Below are 24,060 nucleotides of genomic sequence, written 5' to 3'. Positions count from 1 at the left end.
GGGTAACTTCATCGCCTGGGATGGTGCGAAGGGTAAGATCGTCTGGTCGAAGCCTGAGCAGTTCTCGGTCTGGTCGGGTGCTCTGACGACAGCTGGCGGCGTTGCCTTCTACGGCACGCTCGAAGGCTACTTCAAAGCCGTAGACCAGAAGACCGGCAAGGAACTGTTCAAGTTCAAGACGCCGTCGGGCATCATCGGCAACGCTATGACCTATCTGCATGATGGCAAGCAGTACGTCGCCGTGTTCTCGGGCGTTGGCGGTTGGGCCGGTATCGGTCTGGCAGCCGGCTTGACGAACCCGACCGATGGTCTGGGTGCTGTCGGTGGCTACGCTGGCCTCAAGCAGTACACCAACCTTGGTGGATCGCTGACAGTCTTCGCTCTCCCATAGTGGAGCGCTAGAAATCGGAGCCGGCGCAGGGTGACCTGCGCCGGCTCCTTTTGCCGTTTCGGATCATGAACTAACAACGAATAAAATCCTTTCGAGCGAACTCAGCTCGCAACGGCCGACCGCGAATTAGCTAGGAAATTCACGCGCTCAAGTGCGCCGCCATGTCATGGTTTGGGCATAAGTTATCTCTTGAGCGAAGGGCGCAAGTTGGAATACGAGAGCAGCGAAGGCGGTCCGGAACGACAGCCGCGCATATTTCTAAGAGACAACATGAGAGGAAGCTCGTGAACAAGTTCAGCAAAAGACTCGCAGTCGCGGTGGTGTCCTGCACGGCTGCGGCAATGGCTCTCTCCGCACCGTCGATCGCTGATGATCAGCCGAAAGACATCAAAGATCGCACGGCGCCGCCTGATCCGGTGTCAGAACTTGCCAAGCAGCAGGGTTATACGTTCGACGGGATCCGCTATCGCAACAAAGATGGAGATCCGCAGTACGTCGTCACCAAGCAGTACATGGTCGACTGGGGAACCTGGAACGGTTTCCGCCGCTACCACGATGCATGCCATGTCTGCCACGGCCCGAATGCTCTCGGCAGCTCGTTTGCGCCCGCGCTGAAAGATTCATTGAAGACCATGGATTACAACACCTTCCTTGCGACCGTCGCTGGTGGCAAGAAAGAAAACAAGGGTGGCACGATGTTCGTCATGCCGTCGTTCGGCGAAGACAAGAACATCATGTGCTACATCGACGACATCTACACTTACATCAAAGCCCGTTCTACCGATGCGATGCCCCCGGGACGCCCGGCTAACCGCGAAGACATCTCCGATGGAGCGCGCAAGGCAGCGGACGAATGCACCGGCTGACGTTGCAGGTTCGTAACCTCACTAAATATTGATGCGTCTTTTGCTCTCGGCGCGAGGGATGACGTCCAATATATCTACCGGCGAAGGTACTCTGAGGGGGCAGGTCGTATTGCGGCATGCCCCTTTTGCTTATCGGGATCGGCACGCACATACGCATTGAAACAACAAAGAAGGTATCGACGTGAGGAAACAAGTGCTCAAAAGCGTCTTCTCGACTGCGCCGGTCGTGGCCCTGGCGAGTCTCGGAATTCTTGCGGGTTTAGCCGCGAGCAGAACCGAAGCGGCCGAAGTTCCGCGTGCCAATCTCGTAAACCGTCAGGAGCTTCGCGTCTGCGCCGATCCGGCGGACCTACCGTTCTCCAACCAGAAAGGCGAGGGCTTTGAAAACAAGATAGCCAATATCATCGCCGACGAACTGAAGGTTCCCGTCAAGTACACATGGTTTCCAAAGTCGATGGGCTTCATTCGCATGACGCTCGCGGCTAAGCGGTGCGATCTGGTTATCGGTTGGGGGCAGGGCGATGACATCGTGCTCAACACGAACGCCATCTATAGATCGACGTCGGCGCTGATCTACAAAAAGGGCACCGGGCTGGATGGCGTGGACACGCTCGCCGATCCGCGTCTCAAGGGCAAGGTTATCGGAGTCCAGCAGGGATCCCCTGGAGGCAACTACGTTGCTCACTACGGACTGATGGGCAATGTCCATGGTTATCCGATGAACGTCGATCGCCGCTACTCCAATCCAGCCAAAGACATGATTGACGACATTCGTAAGGGCACCGTCGATGCCGGCGTTCTCTGGGGCCCGATAGCAGCTTATTGGGCATCGCGCGGCGGTGAGAAGCTCGTCGTCGTTCCGCTGCTGAAAGAGCATGGCGCCGGCAAGATTGCGTTCCGCATCACGATGGGTGTCCGTAACGGCGACGACGCATGGAAGCGCCAACTGAATGACATCATCCGCAAGCGCCGCAGCGATATCGATAAAGTGCTTCTCGACTATGGCGTTCCGCTTCTTGTCGACGATGACACATCGATGGAGATGGTGACAAAGCCGCGTCCATCGGAATCGTTCACCATCCCCGCTGGCGCGAAAGGCGCAGCGGCGACACCCGCCAAGACCCCGTAAAGCTCGCAACGAGGTAGCGCATATGATAACGCGCTACCTTTTGCGCGGGCGGCGTTTATTTGCGAAGCTCAAGAGGCCCGCACGCAAGACTCATTTGCAGGCGACACAGAGACAGGTCTTGAGACGCTGCTTGAAATATAGAGGCCGACACATCGACTGGTTTGTTCGTTGTCCGATGCTTGCGTTCTCGTGCTTCATGCTCGCCTATGTGTTGCCGGGCGCCGCGCGGGCCGCTGGTATCGCAATTTCTTCGGCGGACTCTCAGGCTGCGGTTCAGCTTCCGCCGGAGCCCGAAGCCTATCGGACAGACCATTACCGCAGCCCCGTACCGTTGACGCTCCACGGCGCGACCGTTCTCTCGGACGAGCAGGCACAAAAACTCTGGTCGGAAAAATCTGCCGTCTTTATCGACGTCTATCCGCACCCGCCGAAGCCCGCTGGACTTCCTGCGGGAACGCTCTGGCGCGAGACGACACATCGATCCATCGAAAATGCCGTCTGGCTGCCGAACGTAGGCTACGGTGTCCTCTCGCCCAAAATTGATGCTTATTTTCGTCGCAACCTCAAAACGCTAACCCACGGCGACAAATCCAAGGAACTCGTCTTTTTTTGTCTGAAGAATTGTTGGATGAGCTGGAATGCCGCAAAGCGGGCTCTGAGCTACGGTTATACCAACATTGATTGGTACAGAGACGGCAGCGACGGCTGGCAGGAAAGCGGCGGTTTCCTCGACGAAGTCCACCCGCTACCCTAGGTTTGGCGCAGCCCGGCGCCTATTTTTGTACCCCACTCGCTGATTTGGGTCGATTGTCCCGCCCGTGTTGAGCGAGGGGTGGCGGATCTCGTGGCGCAGGGTAGGTTACGGCGATAACACCCCTGTCGTCAGCAGATCGGACAAGGAAGCCCCGTGACACTCAACGAACTCGCGATTTTGTTGGCCGCGTTGGCCCTCGCCGCGCCGCTTGCACGCTGGCTCGGGATAGCTGCGGTTCTCGGTTATCTGGTGGCCGGCGTTCTTCTCGGGCCGTTCGGAGCGGGCGCGCTGTTCTCCGAGCAAGATGCCGAACAGGTCCTGCACTTCGCCGAGTTCGGCGTCGTGCTGCTGTTGTTTCTGATCGGCCTAGAGCTCAGGCCGAAACGGCTTTGGGCTATGCGACAGGCGGTTTTTGGGCTGGGAAGCGCGCAGGTCGTGGTGACTGGCCTCGTCCTCGCCGTGATCGGTGCCGTATTTTTCAATACGCAATGGCAGCCGGCGCTATTCGCCGGAGCGGCATTGGCGCTGTCATCGACGGCGTTCGCCCTTCAGGTGATGGAAGAAAACGGTGACCTTAATACGCGACATGGGCGCCTCGGATTCTCGGTACTTCTCTTCCAAGACCTCGCAGCAATCCCGCTGATTGCGCTGGCGCCGTATTTCGCGGTTACCGCCAAGCATGCTGTTCCCCAAATCGACTACCTCGCTTTCGCAAAAGGTCTTGCGACGATCGCCGCGGTCGTTTTCGTCGGACGTTACGTCCTCGATGTACTGTTGCGTCTCGTCGCGCTCTCGAAGGTTAAGGAGGCTATGACCGCAGCGGCTCTGCTGACCGTGGTCGGCGTCACGTTGATTATGGAGTCCGTGGGACTTTCCGCATCGCTTGGAGCCTTCATCGCAGGTGCCCTGCTTGCCGAAAGCAGTTATCGCCACGAGCTCGAGGCGGACATTGCGCCGTTCGAAGGCTTGCTTCTCGGTATCTTCTTTACCGCAATCGGGATGTCGCTCAATCTTCGATTGCTGATTTCAGAGCCTGTACTCATCGCGACGCTCACCGCATCCCTCATCGCGGCGAAAGCGATTATTCTTTTCCTTCTCGGCCGATGGCAGGGCTTGGAAGCCGCCCCAGCACGACGATTGGCGTTTGCGCTTTCACAAGGCGGAGAATTTGCATTCGTATTGTTATCGGTTGGACGGGCAGCGGGCGTGCTCGGTTCTCAACCGTCCGAAATTCTCGCGGTCGTCGTCACATTATCGATGGCGCTGACGCCCATTCTCCTCATGCTTGACCGCTTGCTCTCGAAAAAAAGCAAAGCTCCACAGCGCGCGTACGATTCCCTGCCTGAGAACGACGGTCATGTGGTGATCGCAGGATTCGGCCGGTTCGGGCAGATTACTGCTCGCGTCCTGCGCGCCAAGGGCATCCCGTTTACGGCGCTCGATATCAGCGCCGAACAAATCGAGTTCGTGAAACGCTTTGGCAATAAGGCGTTCTTCGGCGATGCCAGCCGGCCGGAGGTTCTTGAAGCGGCGCAGACCGGCCGGGCTCGCGCGTTCGTGCTCGCTATCGACAATGTCGAGGCATCGATGCGGGCCGCCGAGATCGTCAAGACACATTATCCCCACGTGCCGATTTACGCGCGGGCGCGGGATCGCATGCACGCTATGCGATTGCTCGATCTCGGCGTCACGGAATTGCGGCGCGAGACGTTCTTGGCGTCTCTCGACTTAACCCGACTTTTGCTTCTGGGCCTTGGCTATTCCAACCGGGTCGCCGATCGGACTGTCAATACCTTCCGCGACCATGACGAGCGTCGCCTGAATGAAGATTACAAACTCGCCTCGGACGCCGAAAAGCTCGTCGAGCGTGCCCAGACTTATCAGGCCATGCTCGAAAAGCTCTTCCAGGAGGACGAAATCGAGGAGGCTAAGATGGCGCAGGAAGAGAAAAACCAGAAAGAGTCCAAGGCCAAATCCCGCGTTGGTGCTGCGTGACACTTGGTCTTTGGATGCCAATCCCTGGAATGCTGGGATTTTCCCTGTCCATGGGCCGACGACCGCGGTAGACGGCTCAACATTCGCCCGGTAAATGTCCGTCAAAACTTTAAGACAGTGCCTTGAGAGGCCAAAGACGGGACTGACGGAATCATGACCAAAGCCCAGACGAAGGCGGTGACGTCGCCGGCCCCGAGCGTACGCGATATGGCCAATGCTATCCGCGCGCTCGCGATGGACGCGGTACAAGCTGCGAACTCCGGTCATCCCGGCATGCCTATGGGGATGGCGGATGTCGCGACCGTCCTTTTCAACGAGGCAATGAGGTTTGATCCGTCAGACCCGGCGTGGCCTAATCGCGATCGCTTTGTTTTGTCGGCAGGCCATGGATCGATGCTGCTTTATGCGCTTCTGCATCTGACCGGCTATCCCGGAATGACGATCGAAGAACTCAAGAATTTTCGTCAGCTTAATTCGAAAACCGCCGGGCATCCGGAATATGGGCACGCGCCCGGCATCGAAACGACGACCGGGCCGTTAGGGCAGGGGATCGCCAACGCAGTCGGCATAGCGATGTCTCAGCGGTTGCTCGCCGCGCGCGTCGGTGAAGATCTCATCAACTACAACACCTACGTCATTGCCGGTGACGGCTGTCTGATGGAAGGCATCAGCCAGGAAGCGATCTCACTCGCAGGACATTTGAAGCTTGGAAAGCTGATCGTTCTTTGGGACGACAATTCGATTTCGATCGATGGTGCTACGAGCCTTGCCGTATCCGATAACGAGATCGAGCGCTTCAAAGCGTCCGGGTGGAATACCGCGCGTGTCGATGGGCACGATCCGGAGGCGGTTGCGTCCGCGCTCAAGACCGCGAAGGCGGATTCCTCAAAACCTTGGCTGATCGCCTGCAAGACGATGATTGGCTACGGCTCACCGAATAAAGCAGGCAAGTCTTCTGCGCATGGAGAGGCGCTGGGGGTCGACGAAATCAAAGCCACGCGCGAACGTCTTGATTGGCCGTATCAGCCGTTCGACATTCCCGATCATATTCTCTCGGCGTGGCGCGCGCTGGGGGCGCGCGGAGCCAAGGTCCGCGCGGATTGGACGAAGCGTCTTAGCGCCGCGAGCAGCGATGCAAAAGCGTTGATCAATGGTCGGAACATTGATAGCGCAGTCGCCACGGCGATTTCGCAGGCGAAGTCGGCATTCGCATCGGACACCGCGAAACGTGCGACGCGCGTCTGGTCGCAATTGGCGATCGAACATTTGGTCCCAGCGTTGCCGGAATTGATTGGCGGCTCGGCTGATCTGACAGGATCGAACGGAACGCGGACGAAGCACCACACATCCATCACACCTGATAACTTCAGCGGCAATTACATCCATTACGGCGTGCGTGAACACGGCATGGCAGCGGCCATGAACGGCATTGCGCTGTCCGGCTCGTTCATTCCTTACGGCGGCACGTTCCTCGTATTTACCGATTATTGTCGTCCGTCGATCCGGCTCTCCGCGCTCATGCAGCAGCGCGTCATCTACGTCATGACGCACGATTCCATCGGGCTCGGCGAAGATGGGCCGACGCACCAGCCCGTTGAGCATTTGAGCGCGCTGCGCGCGATTCCGAATTTGAATGTCTTCCGCCCGGCTGACGGCATCGAGACGGCGGAATGTTGGGAACTGGCTATAGCAGCCAAGAGGAGTCCGTCGGTGTTGGCGCTGTCGCGGCAAGCAGTTCCGAACCTGCGAAACGCGGATGCCGAGAACCTGAGCGCAAAGGGTGGTTACCTTCTGAAAGCGCCCGACGGAAAGCGCGACGTCACCCTGCTCGCGACCGGCTCGGAAGTTGGAATTGCTGTCGATGCAGCCGACGTCTTGGCGAAGGACGGCATAGCAGCCGCCGTCGTGTCTATGCCGTCATTCGAACTCTTTCGGGCGCAACCGGAGAACTATCGCGATCAGGTGCTTGGCGAAGCACCGCGCATCGCGATCGAAGCAGGGATTGCACAGTCCTGGTACGAATGGCTGCGAAAGGGTGACGCGTTCGTCGGCATGTCGGGCTTCGGGGCATCGGCGCCCGCAACGAAGCTTTATGCGCACTTCGGCATTACTCCCGAGCACGTCTCCGAAGTTGCGCGTAAGGCCATCGGTTCGAAGTCAGCGTAAATGTCAGGCGTAACGCCGCGAGACTAAAAACGTACTGGTAAATCGCATGAACCTGGACAAGCTGAAAACCACGGACGACATAAACGTCGCGGGGAAACGTGTGATCGTCCGCGCCGACCTCAATGTGCCGATCAAGGACGGCAACGTCACCGACGCAACGCGCCTCGAACGTCTCGTCCCGGGGTTGAAGGCGTTGGCATCGCGTGGCGCGAAGGTCGTCGTCATTTCTCATTTCGGACGTCCTAAAGGCATCGATCCCTCGCTTTCGCTCAGACCCGTTGCGGCCGCGCTGCAAGGTTTAATGGGATCTTCCGTTACATTCGCTGAAGATTGCATTGGAGAGAAAGCTGCCGTCGCCATTCAATCCTTGAAGGATGGCGACATCGCAGTGCTTGAAAATCTTCGCTTCCACAAGGGTGAGGAAAAGAACGATCCCGAATTTGCGGAAGAATTGGCCAAGCTCGGCGATCTCTTCATCGAAGATGCTTTTTCTTCCGCGCACCGGGCGCATGCGTCGACTGAAGGACTGACGCATCATTTGCCGTCTTACGCCGGTCCGCTGCTTATGGAAGAAATCGCGGCGCTACGGACGGCGCTTGAGAAACCGCAGCGGCCAACGGCTGCTGTCGTCGGCGGCGCTAAGGTTTCGACCAAAATTCCGGTGCTGACCAATCTGGTCGGCAAAGTCGATAAGCTGATCATCGGCGGCGGTATGGCCAACACGTTTTTGCAGGCGATGGGCACGATGATCGGCAAGTCGCTCTCGGAGCCGGAGTTCGACGCGACTGCGCGGGACATCTTGTCGGAAGCCAAGCAAAAAGGATGCGAGATCATTCTGCCTGTCGATGCCGTCGTCGCGCGGGAATTCAAAGAAGGCGCGGCGAACGAGATCGTCGATGTCGGCAACGTGCCGTTTGACGCCATGATCCTCGACATCGGGCCGCAATCCATCGCGCATCTCTCCGAGGTGTTGGCGAGCACGAAAACGTTGCTCTGGAATGGCCCGATGGGGGCTTTCGAGATCTCGCCCTTCGGCGAAGGCACGTTTTCGCTGGCGCGCACTGCTGCGGCCCTGACTAAGGCGGGAAAGCTTGTCTCCGTTGCGGGCGGCGGTGATACGGTCGCGGCATTGAACGCCGCCGGAGCAACTGCGGACTTTACGTACGTTTCGACGGCTGGCGGCGCTTTCCTCGAATGGCTCGAAGGCCGCGAGTTGCCGGGCGTCGCGGCATTGACGCAGTAAAGAGACCACATTCATGTTTGCAGACGCTCATATCTATATCGGAGTTGCTCTCGCGGGGTTCGCCAGCTTTCTCTCGCCCTGTGTGCTGCCGCTGGTCCCCCCCTATCTTGGATACATTGGCGGAACGACGCTCGATCAGTTGACGGGCGAGGACGCCGTTGACCGGCGCGTCTGGGTGCGGGTGGTGATCGCGTCACTATTTTTCGTGCTGGGTTTCACGACCGTTTTTGTGGCGCTTGGCGCCGGAGCGAGCACAATAGGCCAGGTACTGCTGTCCTATCGTGGCGCACTCGGAACGATTGCTGGCGTCGTGATTGTGATCTTTGGCCTGCATTTTCTCGGCGTCTTCCGAATTCCATTGCTCTACAGCGAAGCGCGATATTCCACGTCGTCGGAAGAAGCGAATTTCGTCAGCGCCTATATCATGGGTCTTGCGTTTGCATTCGGATGGACGCCATGCATCGGTCCGGTGCTCGCGACCGTATTGACGTTGGCCGCGAGCGAAACGAGTCTATGGGCGGGCGTGAAGCTTCTGTTCGTCTATTCGCTTGGACTCGGCATTCCATTCGTTCTCGCAGCGGTTGCGATCCGGCCTTTCCTCGGATTCATGAAACGTTTCAAGAAGCATTTCACCACGCTTGAAAAGATCATGGGCCTATTGTTGATCGTTACGGGCTTGCTTTTCATCTTCGGGGCGCAGAATTGGTTCAGCCAGTGGATGATCGAGCATTTTCCGAGCTTGGCGCGCGTTGAGTCGATGATTACGCCGGCCAACCTCGGAAGCGAAATACTGAAGCAAGGAACGCCGTAAATCCTCGCATCGCATTCGGATGGAGCCAATGGCAGCCGAACAGCCTCCGATCGCTTTGACGATCGCCGGTTCCGACCCATCGGGAGGCGCAGGGGTTCAGGCCGATCTAAAGACGTTTTCGGCCCTCGGAGTCTATGGAGCTTCTGTCATCACGGCGCTGACCGCGCAGAATACGACAGGAGTTTCCGGCGTCTTCGGCGTTCCGCCGGAATTTATCGCGGCGCAGTTCCAATCGGTCACGTCCGATCTCGCGGTTTCAACGATCAAGACAGGAATGCTCGGCGATGCATCGATTGTCGAAACAGTCGTTCGGATGCTTGCCGGCGTGCCCTGCACGCGAGTGGTCGTCGATCCGGTGATGGTCGCGACGAGCGGCGATGTTCTCCTTGATCCGGATGCTATTCAGTGCGTACGGGCCGATCTCATTCCGCGTGCGTTCCTCATTACACCGAACATTCCCGAGGCGGCAAAGCTGTTGAACGCTCATGAAGCGAATTCGGAAGCAGATATGCGAGCACAAGCTGTGGCATTGATGGAGCTAGGATGCGGCGCCGTTCTCTTGAAAGGCGGACACGTCGCGGGGACCGCTGCAGTGGACGTTCTGTTCGATGGAAAAGATCACCACGTCCTGCAAATGCCGTGGATCGACACGCGCAACACGCACGGGACCGGCTGCACGCTTTCGGCCGCTATTGCCGCGAACCTGGCGCTGGGGCTGCAGCTTCGGGAGGCAGTATCGGCCGGTAAAGCCTTCGTCTGGAATGCGTTGAAGTCTGGCGCGCTGCGGAGGATCGGACACGGTTGCGGCCCGGTGGACCATCTTTTTGAGCCTCGGCCACGGACGCTTGAACTATGAGCTCTGCAGATTGAGTTTGTTGCAACGCAACTTCATCTGTGGCGAACGAGCATCTACGCAGCCGACTGATATTCTTTCCAATGGCAACAAGACTTGCGGCCGCGTCTTCACTTTGGCAATTTGCGCGCGGCTCCGGCACGTGATGCCGGTCAAGATCTCCGGGGGGAGAGCCAAGCTCGTTCCATAGGGTAGAATGGGGCTTGGCAAAAACCGGTCCGCTTACGGCGGGCCGGTTTTTTGTTGCGCAGCTGGCACAGGTGCCGATTTTCTCGCCAGTTCGCTGATATCCTGTTCGAAAGTCGCGTGGGGTTGAGGCGCGATGCAGCTATTGTGTCAAAATAGCGGAAGGGCGCTGCACTGAGCGATCCGGCAATTCGCCGACGCTTCCGAGGGGGCAAGAACGATGCCGTTTCCACGTTATCTATCGCATGCGTTGCGTGTTACCGGCGTCGTCTCTGCCGCAATGGCTTTGGCCAGCCCAAGCGCCTTCGCCGGTGGCTTCGATATTCATGAGCAGTCGACCGTCTTTATGGGATCGGCGTCGGCCGGCTCTGCCGCAGGCGGCAGCCTTGGGTCGATGTTTTGGAACCCCGCGGCAACAGGACAATTTCCGGGATTCAACACGGAGTCGTCTTACACGCTCGTCCTGCCATATGGCGATATCGACATCAAAAACTCGCCACTTGGAACGGGCCGCAGCGGCAACATTGGTATCGACGCGACAACCAGCGACAGCTACGGCGCTTATCAGTTCGCACCCGACTTGTGGCTCGGCATGGCGATCACGTCGCCGTTCGGATTGGCGACAAAGCCTGAGAATATCAATTATCCCGGCTCCTATCTCGGCGTAACGAGCAAGCTTCTCACGATCAATGCCAACCCGACGATCGCTTACCGTGTGGCTCCGGGCATCACCATCGGTGCCGGCGTTCAGATCGAGTGGGCGCAGGGCAAATTGCAGTTCCGGGATTCTCCGGGGACGGTGGCACAGTTCGGAGGCACCGATTGGGCATTCGGCGGCACGGCAGGTATCACGCTACAGCCGACCAGCACCACGACGATCGGTGTTGGCTACCGATCGCAGATGACGCACGACCTTGACGGCACTTTTCATTCTGATGTGTTGACGGCGGGTACGGTTGTTCCGGCCGTCGGCACCATCGATCTCCCAGACATCGTCACGGCGAGCTTGCGGCAAGAGATGACGCCGACAACGCGCTTGCTTGGCACGGTTCAATGGTCGAATTGGAGCCGGTTCAAGGATCTGACGCTTACGACGCCGGGCGGCAGCCTGAAAACCGAAGCCAACTGGGACGATGGCTGGTTTTTCTCTGTTGGCGGCGAATACGATTACTCGCCCTCTCTGACACTTCGCTCCGGCGTTGCCTACGAGCTGTCGCCCATCGACAGCGCAACCAAGCGTCTGGTGCAAATTCCTGACAACAATCGAGTTTGGCTGAGCTTCGGTGCGAGCTACAAATGGAGCGAGGCGATGACGATCGACATCGCTTATTCGCACATGTTCATCGAAGACGGCGGCGTTGATCTCTACACGCCGACCGGCATCGGTCCCTTCCAGGGCGATGTCGAGGCGGCTGTCGACCTGTTCTCGGTCGGTTTGCGAACGAAGTGGTGATCCAGCGGAACAAGTTGCAACATAAAAAACCGGGCCAACGCCCGGTTTGATTTTTTGGAAGGACAAGCGTACGTCAGGCCGCGTCGTCGACCTTCAACTCGTGCAAAACACTTTCAAGGATCCCTTCGAGCTTGCTTGCCGCGGCATCGAGCGTGGTCGCCGCCGCGACTGCGCGTCTCGATTGGCCCGCCTGCGATTGGCTCATGGCGTAGAGCTTACCGGCATTGCGGGCGATTTCTTCGCAGCCCTTCGGATCGAACGGGTTCGCCTGCAACGACCAGGCGATATCGTGAATATCTTCTGCCGCCTTGAGGATGGCATGCGTCGGCAGGATGCTTTCGTCGACCGTCGGCTTGGCCATGAGATTTGCGCGCGTTTCGGCGAGGGACGCTTTGACGGTCTCGATTTCAGCTTTGAGTTGGCCGAGGAGCGCTGGCGGTTCGCGCAGGGAACTTTGCAGGCGCCGGATCGCGTCTTCCAGCAGGTTGCTGTCGAGCCGGCGGGCCCGCCTGCCGTGCTCGGCGAGAAACCATCGTCCGCGTGCCGTTTCGAGAAGCGTTGTCTCAATCGCCCTGTACTCGGTTTCAGTATCGTCCGCTACAGGTGAAGAAAAAGGCTGCATGACCGTATTGTGCTCCGCAAAAACGCTCAACGAATATGCGATTCTCGCTGATCGTTCAGGGGGAGGGGCTCGGTTGTGGAGGATAAGCCGTGCAGAGCCGAAAGCCGTATCTATTTCGCATCGGCCACCTATGAGAATGAACAAACTCTGAGCATTTTTCGGGCTGCGCGCATGCTTCCAAACGATCGCGGACAAAGGTTCGTGCTGCCTGTGGCCGTGTTCTACGGCGCGCTGTTCGTCGTCTACGGCATGTACGTGCCGTTCATGCCTTTGTGGCTCGACTACAAAGGTCTGACGGCAAGCGAGATCAGCACGATCATTGCCGCGCCCCTCTTTCTACGGGCATTCGTGACCCCGGTCGTTGCCGCCGCCTCCGATCGCGGCGGGGACCATCGCCGATACCTTATCCTTCTCGCGTGGTGCGCAATCGTATTTGTCCTGGGACTGACACAGTCGGCCTCGTTCTGGGCCATTCTTATTCTCACCGTGCTCCTTACCGTTTCCAATTCGACCAGCATGCCGTTGATCGACACCATCGCCGTGCAGGGCGCGCGTGCGCGGGGCCTCGACTATGGGCGGCTCAGGCTCTGGGGCTCGCTCAGCTTCGTAGCGGCCAGTTTTGCCGGTGGCATCGCAATCACGGCATTTGGGCGCGGCGCGGGTATCTGGCTCATTGCGGCAGGCTGCGTCCTCACGCTTATCGCCTCTTATAATGTCCCGTCACAACAATGCCGCGAACGCGAACCGGGCGCCGTCGCTCCGCCACTTTGGAAGGCGACGGAAGTTCGTGCGCTTCTCGCCTGCCGGGAGTTTCAGCTCTTTCTTATGGCGAGCGGACTTGCCCAGGCGGCCCACGCGGCATTCTTCACGTTCGGCACCTTGCTTTGGCAGAAACAGGGACTGTCGGCTGCGTGGTGCGGCACGCTCTGGGCAATAGGCGTTTTTGCGGAAGTGCTGCTCTTTACGTTCTCCAGCTACGTCGCCGGAAAATTTGGGGCCGCGCAATTGATTGTTGTTGGCGCAGCCGCGTCGATCGTGCGTTGGCTGGCGCTCGCGGCGGAGCCCTCACTTTTTATGTTGGTGCCCCTGCAACTTCTGCACGGCGTGACATACGGCGCAACCCATATAGGTGCGATGCATTTTATCCACGACTTCGTACCGCGTGATAAGTCGGCAAGTGCTCAGGCTCTCTATGCCACCGTTTCCGCCGGAGTTGCGATGGGAATTGCCACGCTCGCGGCCGGCTACGTTTATGCTATTGCCGGTCCGGCTTCGTATTTGGTGATGGCCGCGTTATCGGTGATTGCCCTTGGTGCGGGCCTGCGGCTTTTGCAAATTTGGAACGGCGGTATGCTGGCACCGCATGCCGAGAAATTAGCCCCATAGCGCTGGATCGGGCGGAAATACGATACCATTCCGAATTGTCAGATGTGGCGTTCGATCTTGCGCCAGCAGAAGCGGGCCGTCGAGATCGATCCAATCGGCATCGGCTGCAAGAAGCATCGCTGGCGCGACTGCGAGAGATGTGGCGACCATCGAACCGATCATCATCTTGAGACCGCGCCGCCGCGCTTCCCTGGAAAGAGCAATCGCGCCGGTCAGCCCTCCGGCCTTATCGAGTTTGACGTTCACCGCATCATAAAGACCGTCGAGGCGGTCAAGATCATCGGCGGTGTGAATACTCTCGTCGGCGCAAATGGGTACGGTATGCACGACGGATCGGAGCGCCCCATCGGCGCTTGCGGGAAGGGGTTGCTCGATCACCTCGACATCGCACTCTGCGGCAACGGCGATCAGCGCTAAGAGGGCGTCCGGCGTCCAGGATTCATTGGCATCGACGAGCAAGCGCGCATCGGGGCGCGCTCTGCGGACGGCACGCATGCGATCGGCGTCGCCTTCTCCGCCAAGCTTGAGTTTTAAAAGGGGAAGATCGCGGGCTCCGGCGGCCTTCGCCGCCATGGCGTCTGGTGCATCGAGGCTGATGGTGTAGGCGGTGAGCTTTGCGACCGGCTCGGCTAAACCTGCGAGTGCGGCAACGCTTTTTCCGGTGCGTTTCGCCTCGAAATCCCAGAATGCGCAATCAAGAGCGTTCAAGGCCGCGCCGGGCTTCAACGCCCGGCCCAGATCGCTGTGTTCGCAAATGGTGGACGCTAGCTGTGTGATTTCGGTCAAAACATCGTCGACCGTTTCGCCGTAACGCGCATAAGGCACAGCTTCGCCGCGTCCTGCGTGTACCCCGTCGCTCACGGTAACGACGACGACGTGCGCGGCTGTTTTCGACCCGCGCGAAATGGTGAAAGCGTCTTTCAGCGGCCAGGTTTCGCTGCAGGCTGCAATGCGGAAAGTGGACATGAAGAGGCCGGGATTGGTTTCGCCGCTCACGACCAAAGCGTTGCGTCCGTGAATGGTTCTCAGCGGATGCGTCCCGCAGCGTGGGCGAGGAAGAGATAAACCCGTCCGGTATCCGAGACCAGATGGTTCTGAGCGGTCCGACCGCTCGGGTCGCGGGCTTCGGCATCCTTGATGATCCGCTCGAAGTCCGACAGATAACGGAATATCGACTGTTCGAGATCGCTGTCCATTCGGATGCGGCTTGAGATTTGATCGAAAAGCGTCCGTGCTTCCGGTGCGTAGATACTGCGGACGAGGACGTTACGCTGTCCCGCGCGGATGCGGCCCCAGATCGCCGAGGCTGTCGCAGGGTCAAGCGCCCGCGCAATCGTTGCGATGTCGAGACGTACCGGCGCAGCGGCTGGCGGCGGCGCGGCAGTAGCATGTGCGTCGTCTTCGGAGGCGCGCGCCAGGAGGTCGCCGAGCGACCAGCCCTCACGCCCCTCTTGAGCTGAAGAACTCTTGCCACGGCTTGGAGCCGTTTCCTGCTGCACGAGTGCGGATGATAGCGAAACACCAGTCCTCTGGCTCGGACCTGCAATGGGGCGAACGACATCGCGTGGGGCGTTGGCGCGCTTCGAAATCTGGTTGAGTTGCTCGATGGCGCGAAGTTGGTCTTGGAGCGCCCGGCGCATGGATTCGGCGGTTTCCCGTGTCGAATGCGGGAGGCGCGCGGCTTCCTCTCGGATACGGGCTTGCTCTTGGGCGAGCGTCGCCGCTGCCTCGGCCGCGCGTTGACGCGTCTCATCGGATTGCGATGCGAGACGCGACGATAACTCTTCGAATTCGCGCGACAGGTCACCCGAGACGCTATGGAAGCGGGCGCGCAAATCGGAAAGCGCGCGGTTGCTTTCGGCTTCGGTCTCGTTCTTGACGCGATCGAGTTCGGCCATCAGGACACGCGTCCGGCTTTCGGCACCGTCACGAAGCTCTTCTGCAATTGCACGCGCTTTATGTTCGATGCTGGAGAAGGAGTCTTCGAGGTTGTGCGAATAGCCTGCGATCGTGCGTCCGAATTCGTCGGCCTTGCCCGATAGGCGGTCGAGTGTGTTGCTAAGCTCCGCATGGCGCGACTGAAGTGTCGACTCGATCCGAAGATTCGCTGTGTCGAGCACGTTGGCCGCTTTCAAGATCTTCTCGCCGTGGTTCTCGAACCGGTCGGTGACGCCGTGGATTTGCGCAAACAAATTCTCGGCGACGTCCTGCAGCGCGCTGGACTGCTTTGCCAGACCGTCGATCGCCTTCATCGTCTGGCGCGTGATGTTTTCGCTCGTCCGATGAACGGCACTGATGCCGTTCATGACAGAATCGTCGAGTTCTGCGGCCTGCCGCGCCATCGTCTCTTGGAATGAGCGCGCATGCAGCTCCAGCGCATTGCCGAGCAGCGACGCCTTTTCGCTGACCGCCGTATCGATGGCCGACGTCGAACGCATGATCTGATCATCGAAGAGCTCAAGCCGCTTCTGGAACGCTTCATCCAGAGATTTGGTGCGTTCGACGAGCTGGATATCTAGAGCCTGGGCGCGGTTCGAGAGCGTCGTATCGAGCGCAAGTGCATACTCCTCGAATACAGTCTGCAAATTTTCCGTGCGGTTGCCGAGCGTAGTGTCGAGGGTTTGCATGTAACCGTCGAATGTCAGGCGCATCTGCTCGGTTCTGGCGCCCAATGCGGTTGCAAATGCCGACGTGTAGTCTTCGAGAACCGTCTGCAATTGCTGCGTTCGCGCGCCGACCGTGCCTTCGAAGCGACCGGTCGCGGTCGCTAGCGAGCCTTCGAGGTTTGCGAGGTTCGATCCGGCGTCGTTGATGATTTTTGAAAGTGTAAGCTGCTGTGTAGAAAGCTTTTCGATCAGCGTCGGAATTTCGGTGCCGAGCGTCCGAAGCGTTTCGGTAACGCTGGTCGAGGTGTCGACGAGCGCGTGACGCTCGCCGCCGAGTTCCTTGATGAGATCGCGGATGCGCTGCTCGTTTTGCTCATAGGAGCGCTCAAGCTCGGCAATTTGATTGTGGACCAGGGCTTCAAGTTCACCGGCGCGGCCCAACGCACGGGACACAGCGTCATTCATGAACGATACTTGCCGGCGAACGGCTTGGCCGAGGCTGGCGATCGATTGCTCCGCCGTCCGGTCCGGCTCCGCAAGGCGGATCGCGACCTCGCTCATCGTCGATGATTTGAGCGCCAGCGACGCGACGTGCCAGCTGAGAAGCGCAAGAAGCCAGATGATGCCGATCGGCGCCACGACTGCGGTTGCCGTGTAGAGCGTTGCTGGCTGCATAAGCAGCGTCATGAGAGACGCGCCTTCGTGCCATTTTGGTGCCAGTGCCAGGGCGCCGAGCGTCAAACCGCCGACGGCCCAAACGATGCTGCCTATGGTTGCGAGGCGGAAGACTTTACTGGATGGTTTCTGTTCCAGCGCATAGATCAGACCGCCGATACTCGGGACGTCGTCATTGGCGGCAATCTTGCCCCGCACCGGTCCTGCAGGTCGGCGCCGCGCAACGCGGCGTGCCGGAGGATCGTCGGATTGCGCGACAACGGGAGGAGCCACTGGCTTCTCGACTTTGGGCGAATCCGCGGGCTCGCCGCCAAGTAACGGCGGCGGCAGTGCAGGCGCGCCAAGCGTAGGTGGATCGTTGTCCGACGGCGGGCCAAAGCTCGGCTCTACCGGAGTTGCTGCCGGAGTCCGACCCGCAATGGCCATCAGTTTCGCAATTTGATCTTGCGACATTGCGCAACGCCCCCCACTCGAACCGGCGGAAATGACCCGTGCGCGCAGGTCAGCCGGAACTCCCACCACACCCTATCGGACTTTCAACTCTCCGCAAAATGGAAAGACAATGGTAATCATAAGAAATGTCCATACAATTTAGGCGGTTAGCCGCCGGGTCGCGTGCTTTAAGGCCAGATTGGGGCAAAGCTGCTGGCGGGGGCCATCTTCATATGGAACGCGGCCGAGGTAAAAGGCTATGTTAAATATCTTTTTCCGTGGTCGTTCGAAATAGAAAGCCGGGTTTTACCCAGGGTTATTCAAGGTTTGCTATGGTTTGAATTCTCAGCGGATATCGTTGGGGCGGCGGATCTGGGACGAACGATGCAAGCAATCGCAAGACGGCCAACGGAAGCTCCGGCTTCGGATGATGCAGTTCCGGCCGCAAGCGGTCCCCTCGATATCCAGCACCTCCGCCGATATACATTCGGCGATCAGGCGCTTGAAAAGGAGATACTTTCGCTATTTCTCGCGCAGCTGCCTGAAACGATTGCAGCACTACGTGCAGCCGCAAACCAACGCGATTGGAAGGTTGCCGCGCACACGTTGAAGGGCTCCAGCCGGGCTGTCGGCGCCTTCCGGCTCGGCGATATTGCGCAGGAAGCCGAGCAGCTGACCTACGGAGCGGATGCTGAGGTTCGCGCAGATGCGATTTGCCGTTTGCAGGAGGCTGCGTCCGAGGCGCGAAGCTTCATCCAGGCGACCTACGGGCTAAACGAGCGCCCGTAATTTCCACGGTTATTGAGGCTTGAGCGTCATGTCTCAGGCCCGGAGCCGCCGTTCGGCTTGAAATGCCGCCAGGGTGGCTCTAAGTGTGCGCGCTACCCGTATAAATCTCCCAATCCGCCGAGAATCTACGCTCGCCTTCGGATTTGCGAAATAGCGATAGGACGCGCACTTAACCATGACGAAGATCACGTTCATCCAGCCCGACGGCGAAAGCCAGACGGTGGAGGCGGAAAACGGCTTAACTGTCATGGAGGCCGCGAAGCTCAACGACGTCCCGGGCATCGAAGCGGAATGCGGCGGAGCGTGCGCCTGCGCGACGTGTCACGTATATGTCGATGAAAGCTGGCGCGAGAAGACGGGTAAGCCTTCCGAAATGGAGGAGGACATGCTCGATTTCGCGTTCGATGTGCGGGAAGAAAGTCGGCTGTCGTGCCAGATCAAGATCAGCGACGCGCTCGATGGCCTGGTCGTCCGGGTACCGGCGAAGCAGTTCTAATAGCGGGTAAGTAGCGGGCACAGAATGAACGTGACGACGGCGGCGCCGGATGCGCCAAAAAGCTCAGAAATGATCGAGACCGATGCCATCGTGATCGGCGCAGGGCCGTGCGGATTGTTTGCCGTCTTCGAGCTGGGCTTGCTCGATATGAAAGCGCACGTCGTCGATATTCTTGATCGTCCCGGCGGACAGTGCACCGAGCTTTATCCCGAAAAGCCCATCTATGACGTTCCGGCTCTCCCGACCGTTACCGGCCAAGAGCTGACGGACCGGCTCATGGAGCAGATCAAGCCGTTTGGCCCGCAATTTCATTTCAACGAAAGAATAGACACGCTCAGCCGCCAAGCCGATGGACGGTTTCGCCTGACGACCGATGGTGGAAGCGAGTTCCTAGCGAAGGTCGTCGTCATCGCGGCGGGCGGCGGATCGTTCACACCGAAGCGGCCGCCGCTCGCGGGTATCGAAACGTACGAGGGCAAATCCGTCTTTTATTCCGTTCGCAAGATTGAATCGATGCGCGGCAAGGACGTCGTGATCGTCGGAGGCGGCGACAGCGCCCTCGATTGGACGCTCAATTTGGCACACGTCGCAAAAAGTTTGACACTGGTCCATCGCCGTGACGAATTTCGCGCCGCTCCGCATTCGGTCGAAAAGATGCGCGCGCTCGTTGAGGAAGCATCCGTCCGGCTGATGATCGGGCAGGTGACCGAACTTGAGGGTGCGAACGGAGAATTGTCAGCAGTACTGATCAAAACTGCGAATGGTTCCGAGCGCGTGCCGTGCAACGCGATGTTACCGTTCTTCGGCCTGACGATGAAACTCGGTCCGGTGGCGGACTGGGGGCTCAATCTTCATGAGAACCTTATAAAGGTCGATACCGAGCGGTTCGAGACAAGCGAAAAGGGCATTTTCGCGATTGGCGACATCAATTGGTATCCGGGAAAGCTGAAACTCATCCTGTCAGGATTCCACGAGGCGGCGCTTATGGCCCAGGCCGCGCACCGTATCGTCTACCCGGACAAAAAGCTGATGTTTCAGTACACGACGTCGTCTTCGAGTCTGCAGAAGAAGCTCGGCGTAAAGTAGGCGCGTGGCCTCTTAAGCGGCCGCGACGTTGCGGAGAATGCGGCGAAGCGGCTGCGGAATGGCTTTAAGCGCCGACTTTAGGCGCGGGCGCAAAAATCCGAGATAGACACGCGCATAAAGAAATCCTCTCAGGCTCGTCGGCATCACCCAGTCGACAACCGCCTCTGATTTATCGCACCAATCGAGCTTGTAGGGATCCCCCGGCGCCATCATGTCATAGGTGGCAAGGTTCTCGACAAATCCCTGCTTTAGGTTCTGCTCAAGCAATAGAACGCCAACGCCGGCTTTCTCGAAGTCGAGCTTGAACGCCATCACGTGAATAACGAGACGCCCCTTGCACGTGAACGAGACTTCGTATGCGGCGATCTCCCCATTGCTTTTAAGCGCCGAGACCACGCAGGGAACCGGCTTTTCGCGTCCGGCTGCTAGATCTGCAAAAAGCGAAGTGGTGCGCTGATCGCTGAGCGCATTTGAAACGAGTCCGCGGTCCTTGAGCCACTCGGCTTTGACGGCGATTGCATCGGCAGCAAGGTCACCGGCGTTCACGCCGCCATGTAGCCGGACGAATTCGATCGGGCCTTTTTCTTCGAGGCGACGCGCCAACCGGCGGCGGTTCCTGCGAGCTCGGCTTGAAAATCGTTCTTCGAACGCAGCGAAGTCCTTCGCACTCGACAGATCCATGTAGGGCGCAATCTGGCGGTCTGCGATCGAGGCGCCTGCGTCCGCGAACAACCCGGCGACATTGGCATCGGCGCGCACACGGCGGAGGCGCAGGACATCCGACGCAACGTGCCGCCTGGCGAATGCGAGACCGGCGCGCAGTATAGCCTCGGCGTCGGGTTCCGGATCGACAAGCGCATCGCCGTATTGCGCGACGGGCTCCCCGAGCCAGAAGGTTTGCGTCACGCCGTGCGTTCGCTCCGAGACGAGCGGCCAGATCATTATCAGACGGCCATTGCGACGGCCCGTGACAATCGAGAGTTTCGTACCGGCATTTGCGCTCGTGTCCGCGAGATAATGGCTAGCCCAGTGCCAGCAGAAATTGAACGTTTGGAAGACATGAATGGATTTTCCAGCACGTTCGAACAGCGCGTTCCACTCGTCTTCGAGAGCATCGAAGGCTTTCCGATCGCTGATCAGTGCCAGTTCGACATCGGCCGCACCGGCTGCGGAAGTTAAATGCGGCGTGTCAGGCTTATCGGCCCGCGGGATATCGAGCGAGGTCAGGGAGCGGACAGCGGCGTCCATGGCAGCCTTTGCATGAGATGATCGCGCGATGGTTGACGCGCTGGAGATGGTGGGGTTTTAGCTCGCAATCGTTAGGCGACGGTTACGGAGGATCCGTGAACGCTTGCCTTAGAGGTGTGCAATTTCGAGAAAGCCGAAAGCGAGAAGGACGACAGCGCAGACCGCGACGACGAGCTTGCCTCGTCGCGAAGGCGCGGCATGCCCGAGGATGAGCGGCGCAATCAACGTCGCCGCGGCCCCGAAATTGACAGGGATCAATCCTGCAGGCCCGATGGAGCCGTGGACATTGGGAAATGCCAAACCGATCCAGACCCCCGCTGCGATACCGGCGGACAGGCCACCTAGGATGCGAGGCCAAAACCCGGCGTCGGGCCTTTGCAGGCCGAGAATAGACGCCGACGCCAATGGTGCGACGATCAATAAAACGCCGACAACGGCCTTGACGACGATTTCAGCCCAGAGAATCTGCTGCACGCGATTGAAATCCGAGGCGCTTTGAGCAGGAATGCAGAGACATTCGCCGGACGTTCAAAGCGTCCGTTTCTATTCGAACACTGCCTTCATATCGGCACCATGCCCATCGGGCGATGAGCCTCCCCAGCTGCCGAACAAACTGTCGTCCTCCTTAGGTTCCGGAGGGGAGGGCGTGTAGTCGCCAGCAAGATGGCGGTTCAGCGCGAACTTTATTTTCGCGGTTCGCTCCGCCGAGCAATACGAGGCGTTGGCAGCAACGGCTTTCGAAACGCTGTTGAAAGATGCGTCATAGATCTGCGTCAGCTTTGCAGCGTCTGCCGGATTCGCCGCTGTCTGGGACGTCAGGAAGTCGTTCTTAAGTTTGACCGGATCGAAGTTATAGCCGCACTTCAGAGCACGCGCCGAAGTCGCTGCGACGTCCATCGTGCGTTCGACCGGATCGTTGTTGCGATCGACGGAATTGGCAGCTTTAGCACCGCCTCCGAAGAGCGAACCTGTCGACATGCTCGGCAGGCTGGCGCCGCAGCCGCCAAGGCACGCAGCCGCCAAGCCCACGAACAGAATTCGTGCAATCTGCATCTGCGATTATCCCCGTCTTCCCCGCGTGCCTATTCAAATGGCGCACGCCGGGCGTCAGGTCAACTATTCGCGGGAACTTCTCCGGGAGTTTGCACAAGGAGGGCTCAGCACGAGCACTCGAAGCCGCTGGCTTAACGCATCAGGGCGCGCATGCCAGCATCCAGCCCGTCTAGCGTTAGGGGGTACATACGGCCGCCCATAAGGCTCGCGACCATGCCGATCGACGGGGTCCAATCCCAATGGCGCTGGTCCACCGGATTGAGCCATATGGCGTGCTTGTAGATGTCCGTCACGCGGCTCAGCCAAAGCGCCCCGGGTTCGTCGTTCATGTGTTCGACGGAGCCGCCGGGGACGGTAATTTCATAGGGGCTCATCGAGGCGTCGCCGACGAAAATAACCTTGTAGTCGGCGGGATAGGTATTGAGCACCTGCCACGTGTCGGTCTTGTCGGTGTAGCGGCGAGCATTGTCCTTCCACACGCTCTCATAGAGGCAGTTGTGGAAGTAGTAATATTCAAGATGCTTGAACTCGGACCGCGCCGCGGAGAAGAGCTCTTCGACTTCCTTGACGTGATCGTCCATCGACCCGCCGATATCGAAGAACATCAAAAGCTTTACCGTGTTGTGCCGCTCTGGGCGCATACGGACGTCGAGGTAGCCTTTCTCCGCCGTTCCTCGGACGGTGCCTTCGAGGTCCAGTTCCAAAGCAGCGCCTGTGCGCGCAAATTGGCGTAACCGGCGCAGCGCAACCTTGATCGTCCGCGTACCGATCTCGGCCGTTCCTGCGAGATCTTTGAATTCACGCTTGTCCCAAACCTTGATCGCGCGGCGATGACGGCTTTCGTGTTGGCCGATCCGAATGCCTGCGGGATTATAGCCATAAGCGCCGAAGGGCGATGTGCCGCCCGTTCCGATCCACTTGTTACCGCCCTGGTGGCGTTCTTTCTGCTCGGCGAGGCGCTTCTTCAGCTCCTCCATGATTTTGTCCCAACCGCCAAGCTCGGCGATGCGCTTCTTGTCTTCCTCGGTCAAATGGAGCGTGGAGAGGCGACGGAGCCATTCTTCGGGGATCTCGGCCGTAATGGCTTCCGATGTCAGTTCGAGGCCCTTGAAGACATGTCCGAAGACTTGGTCGAAGCGATCGAGATTGCGCTCATCTTTCACGAGCGCGGCGCGGGAGAGGTAATAGAAGTCTTCGACGCGCGTCCCTGCTGCGCCTGCACCGACCGCCTCGAGGAGCGTCAGATACTCTTTGAGCGTGACCGGGATTTTGGCGGCGCGCAGCTCTGTGAAAAACGTTTCGAACATGACTGCGAATGTAGCGCAGCAGGGAAGCAGTGCAACGCGGCGTAAGGGAATTGCGGTGTCGCCGGCATCGGGTTTCCCAAAACGAAGAAGCCGCCCGGTGAGGGGCGGCTTCCTGTATTTCCAGGCTTTCTGATCGAATTAGAAGTTGATCAGAGCGCCAGCGGTGACTTCGTTGAAGCGATCGGTATCGAAGGCGTTGATGCCGCTCGTGCTGGCGTCTACGTTACGATATTTGATCCACAGTGACATGGCCGCCGCGTCGATTTCCTGGACTGCGCCAAGGCCCCACATGCGGACTTCTGAGCTGCCGATAAAGTCCAGACCGGCACCGTTGTCGCCTGGAACATACACTCCGTCCACGAAGGCTCCCGTCGCCGAGTTGTGGTTCTGGGCGCGCTCATACTCGCCGTACAGCACCGTGTGGCCAAGCGGGTTCCAACGCTGACGAATACCACCCTTGATGTAGTAGGTATTGTTCGAGTCAAGACCACCGTAGGCATTGTTGTAGTAGTT

The 24,060-nt window shown here is 59.0% G+C and carries 21 protein-coding genes and 1 pseudogene; 14 read left to right on the top strand and 8 right to left on the bottom strand.

Translation table 11 applies throughout. The annotated features are described in order from the left end of the window. The 10 genes from VHB22_RS15075 to VHB22_RS15030 all read left to right on the top strand — a co-directional run. Positions 1-391: PQQ-binding-like beta-propeller repeat protein (locus tag VHB22_RS15075; RefSeq protein WP_325457805.1), on the top strand; the 391-nt coding region annotated here is incomplete at its 5' end. A 284-nt stretch (positions 392-675) separates the two neighbouring features. Next, complete coding sequence (locus VHB22_RS15070) at positions 676-1,257, top strand: c-type cytochrome, methanol metabolism-related (RefSeq protein WP_325457804.1); 582 nt, start codon at positions 676-678, stop codon at positions 1,255-1,257. A 181-nt stretch (positions 1,258-1,438) separates the two neighbouring features. Continuing rightward, positions 1,439-2,386: a substrate-binding domain-containing protein gene (locus tag VHB22_RS15065; protein ID WP_325457803.1), complete on the top strand. Its 948-nt coding sequence runs from the start codon at positions 1,439-1,441 to the stop codon at positions 2,384-2,386. Between the two features lie 196 nt (positions 2,387-2,582). After that, the gene (locus VHB22_RS15060) at positions 2,583-3,140 is read left to right on the top strand and encodes a PQQ-dependent catabolism-associated CXXCW motif protein (RefSeq protein WP_414652748.1); all 558 of its coding nucleotides are present in this window, start codon (positions 2,583-2,585) and stop codon (positions 3,138-3,140) included. 153 nt (positions 3,141-3,293) lie between these two features. Beyond that, complete coding sequence (locus VHB22_RS15055) at positions 3,294-5,135, top strand: monovalent cation:proton antiporter-2 (CPA2) family protein (RefSeq protein WP_325457801.1); 1,842 nt, start codon at positions 3,294-3,296, stop codon at positions 5,133-5,135. Between the two features lie 153 nt (positions 5,136-5,288). Next, positions 5,289-7,301 carry a transketolase gene (tkt, locus tag VHB22_RS15050; RefSeq protein ID WP_325457800.1) on the top strand — a complete coding sequence of 671 codons (2,013 nt, stop codon included), beginning with the start codon at positions 5,289-5,291 and terminating at the stop codon, positions 7,299-7,301. A 46-nt stretch (positions 7,302-7,347) separates the two neighbouring features. Then, on the top strand, positions 7,348-8,544 hold the full coding sequence (locus tag VHB22_RS15045; protein ID WP_325457799.1) for a phosphoglycerate kinase: 1,197 nt from the start codon (positions 7,348-7,350) through the stop codon (positions 8,542-8,544). 13 nt (positions 8,545-8,557) lie between these two features. Continuing rightward, positions 8,558-9,355: a cytochrome c biogenesis protein CcdA gene (locus VHB22_RS15040; RefSeq protein WP_325457798.1), complete on the top strand. Its 798-nt coding sequence runs from the start codon at positions 8,558-8,560 to the stop codon at positions 9,353-9,355. A 28-nt stretch (positions 9,356-9,383) separates the two neighbouring features. Next, positions 9,384-10,211, top strand: a complete 828-nt coding sequence (gene thiD, locus VHB22_RS15035; protein ID WP_325457797.1) for a bifunctional hydroxymethylpyrimidine kinase/phosphomethylpyrimidine kinase — start codon at positions 9,384-9,386, stop codon at positions 10,209-10,211. 403 nt (positions 10,212-10,614) lie between these two features. After that, positions 10,615-11,847: an OmpP1/FadL family transporter gene (locus tag VHB22_RS15030; RefSeq protein ID WP_325457796.1), complete on the top strand. Its 1,233-nt coding sequence runs from the start codon at positions 10,615-10,617 to the stop codon at positions 11,845-11,847. Between the two features lie 73 nt (positions 11,848-11,920). Here the strand turns inward: VHB22_RS15030 and VHB22_RS15025 are convergent, their stop codons facing one another. Next, positions 11,921-12,469, bottom strand: coding sequence for a hypothetical protein (locus VHB22_RS15025; protein ID WP_325457795.1), 549 nt, complete (start codon positions 12,467-12,469; stop codon positions 11,921-11,923). Positions 12,470-12,640: 171 nt separating this feature from the next. On the opposite strand from VHB22_RS15025, the gene VHB22_RS15020 reads away from it, so the two are divergent. Next, positions 12,641-13,855: an MFS transporter gene (locus tag VHB22_RS15020; RefSeq protein WP_325457794.1), complete on the top strand. Its 1,215-nt coding sequence runs from the start codon at positions 12,641-12,643 to the stop codon at positions 13,853-13,855. Here the strand turns inward: VHB22_RS15020 and dgcA are convergent. Next, positions 13,844-14,821, bottom strand: a complete 978-nt coding sequence (dgcA, locus tag VHB22_RS15015; protein ID WP_325457806.1) for an N-acetyl-D-Glu racemase DgcA — start codon at positions 14,819-14,821, stop codon at positions 13,844-13,846. The two genes, VHB22_RS15020 and dgcA, sit on opposite strands and share 12 nt — an antisense overlap. A 59-nt stretch (positions 14,822-14,880) precedes the next feature. Further along, positions 14,881-17,589 carry a hypothetical protein gene (locus VHB22_RS15010; RefSeq protein WP_325457793.1) on the bottom strand — a complete coding sequence of 903 codons (2,709 nt, stop codon included), beginning with the start codon at positions 17,587-17,589 and terminating at the stop codon, positions 14,881-14,883. 363 nt (positions 17,590-17,952) lie between these two features. Between VHB22_RS15010 and VHB22_RS15005 the strand changes: the two genes are divergently transcribed. The 3 genes from VHB22_RS15005 (at position 17,953) to VHB22_RS14995 (ending at position 19,939) form a co-directional block, all read left to right on the top strand. Further along, complete coding sequence (locus tag VHB22_RS15005) at positions 17,953-18,357, top strand: Hpt domain-containing protein (protein ID WP_325457792.1); 405 nt, start codon at positions 17,953-17,955, stop codon at positions 18,355-18,357. Between the two features lie 175 nt (positions 18,358-18,532). Continuing rightward, complete coding sequence (locus VHB22_RS15000; RefSeq protein WP_325457791.1) at positions 18,533-18,853, top strand: 2Fe-2S iron-sulfur cluster-binding protein; 321 nt, start codon at positions 18,533-18,535, stop codon at positions 18,851-18,853. A 24-nt stretch (positions 18,854-18,877) separates the two neighbouring features. Further along, on the top strand, positions 18,878-19,939 hold the full coding sequence (locus VHB22_RS14995; protein ID WP_325457790.1) for an NAD(P)/FAD-dependent oxidoreductase: 1,062 nt from the start codon (positions 18,878-18,880) through the stop codon (positions 19,937-19,939). A gap of 12 nt (positions 19,940-19,951) precedes the next feature. Here VHB22_RS14995 and VHB22_RS14990 read toward each other — a convergent pair whose 3' ends face one another. The 5 genes and pseudogenes from VHB22_RS14990 to VHB22_RS14970 all read right to left on the bottom strand — a co-directional run. After that, complete coding sequence (locus VHB22_RS14990; protein WP_325457789.1) at positions 19,952-21,187, bottom strand: GNAT family N-acetyltransferase; 1,236 nt, start codon at positions 21,185-21,187, stop codon at positions 19,952-19,954. A 108-nt stretch (positions 21,188-21,295) separates the two neighbouring features. Further along, the gene (locus tag VHB22_RS14985; RefSeq protein WP_325457788.1) at positions 21,296-21,661 is read right to left on the bottom strand and encodes an ABC transporter permease; all 366 of its coding nucleotides are present in this window, start codon (positions 21,659-21,661) and stop codon (positions 21,296-21,298) included. A 69-nt stretch (positions 21,662-21,730) separates the two neighbouring features. Then, positions 21,731-22,240, bottom strand: coding sequence for a hypothetical protein (locus VHB22_RS14980; protein WP_325457787.1), 510 nt, complete (start codon positions 22,238-22,240; stop codon positions 21,731-21,733). A 131-nt stretch (positions 22,241-22,371) separates the two neighbouring features. Beyond that, positions 22,372-23,547, bottom strand: coding sequence for a VWA domain-containing protein (locus VHB22_RS14975; RefSeq protein WP_325457786.1), 1,176 nt, complete (start codon positions 23,545-23,547; stop codon positions 22,372-22,374). A 138-nt stretch (positions 23,548-23,685) separates the two neighbouring features. Beyond that, positions 23,686-24,060 (bottom strand): annotated as a pseudogene (locus VHB22_RS14970) (porin); the annotation flags it as partial.

The sequence above is a fragment of the Hyphomicrobium sp. genome, from assembly GCF_035548195.1.
GTDB lineage: Bacteria > Pseudomonadota > Alphaproteobacteria > Rhizobiales > Hyphomicrobiaceae > Hyphomicrobium_B.
The sequence above is the reverse complement of the archived record's forward strand: the minus strand, read 5'-3'. Positions and strand labels throughout refer to the sequence as shown.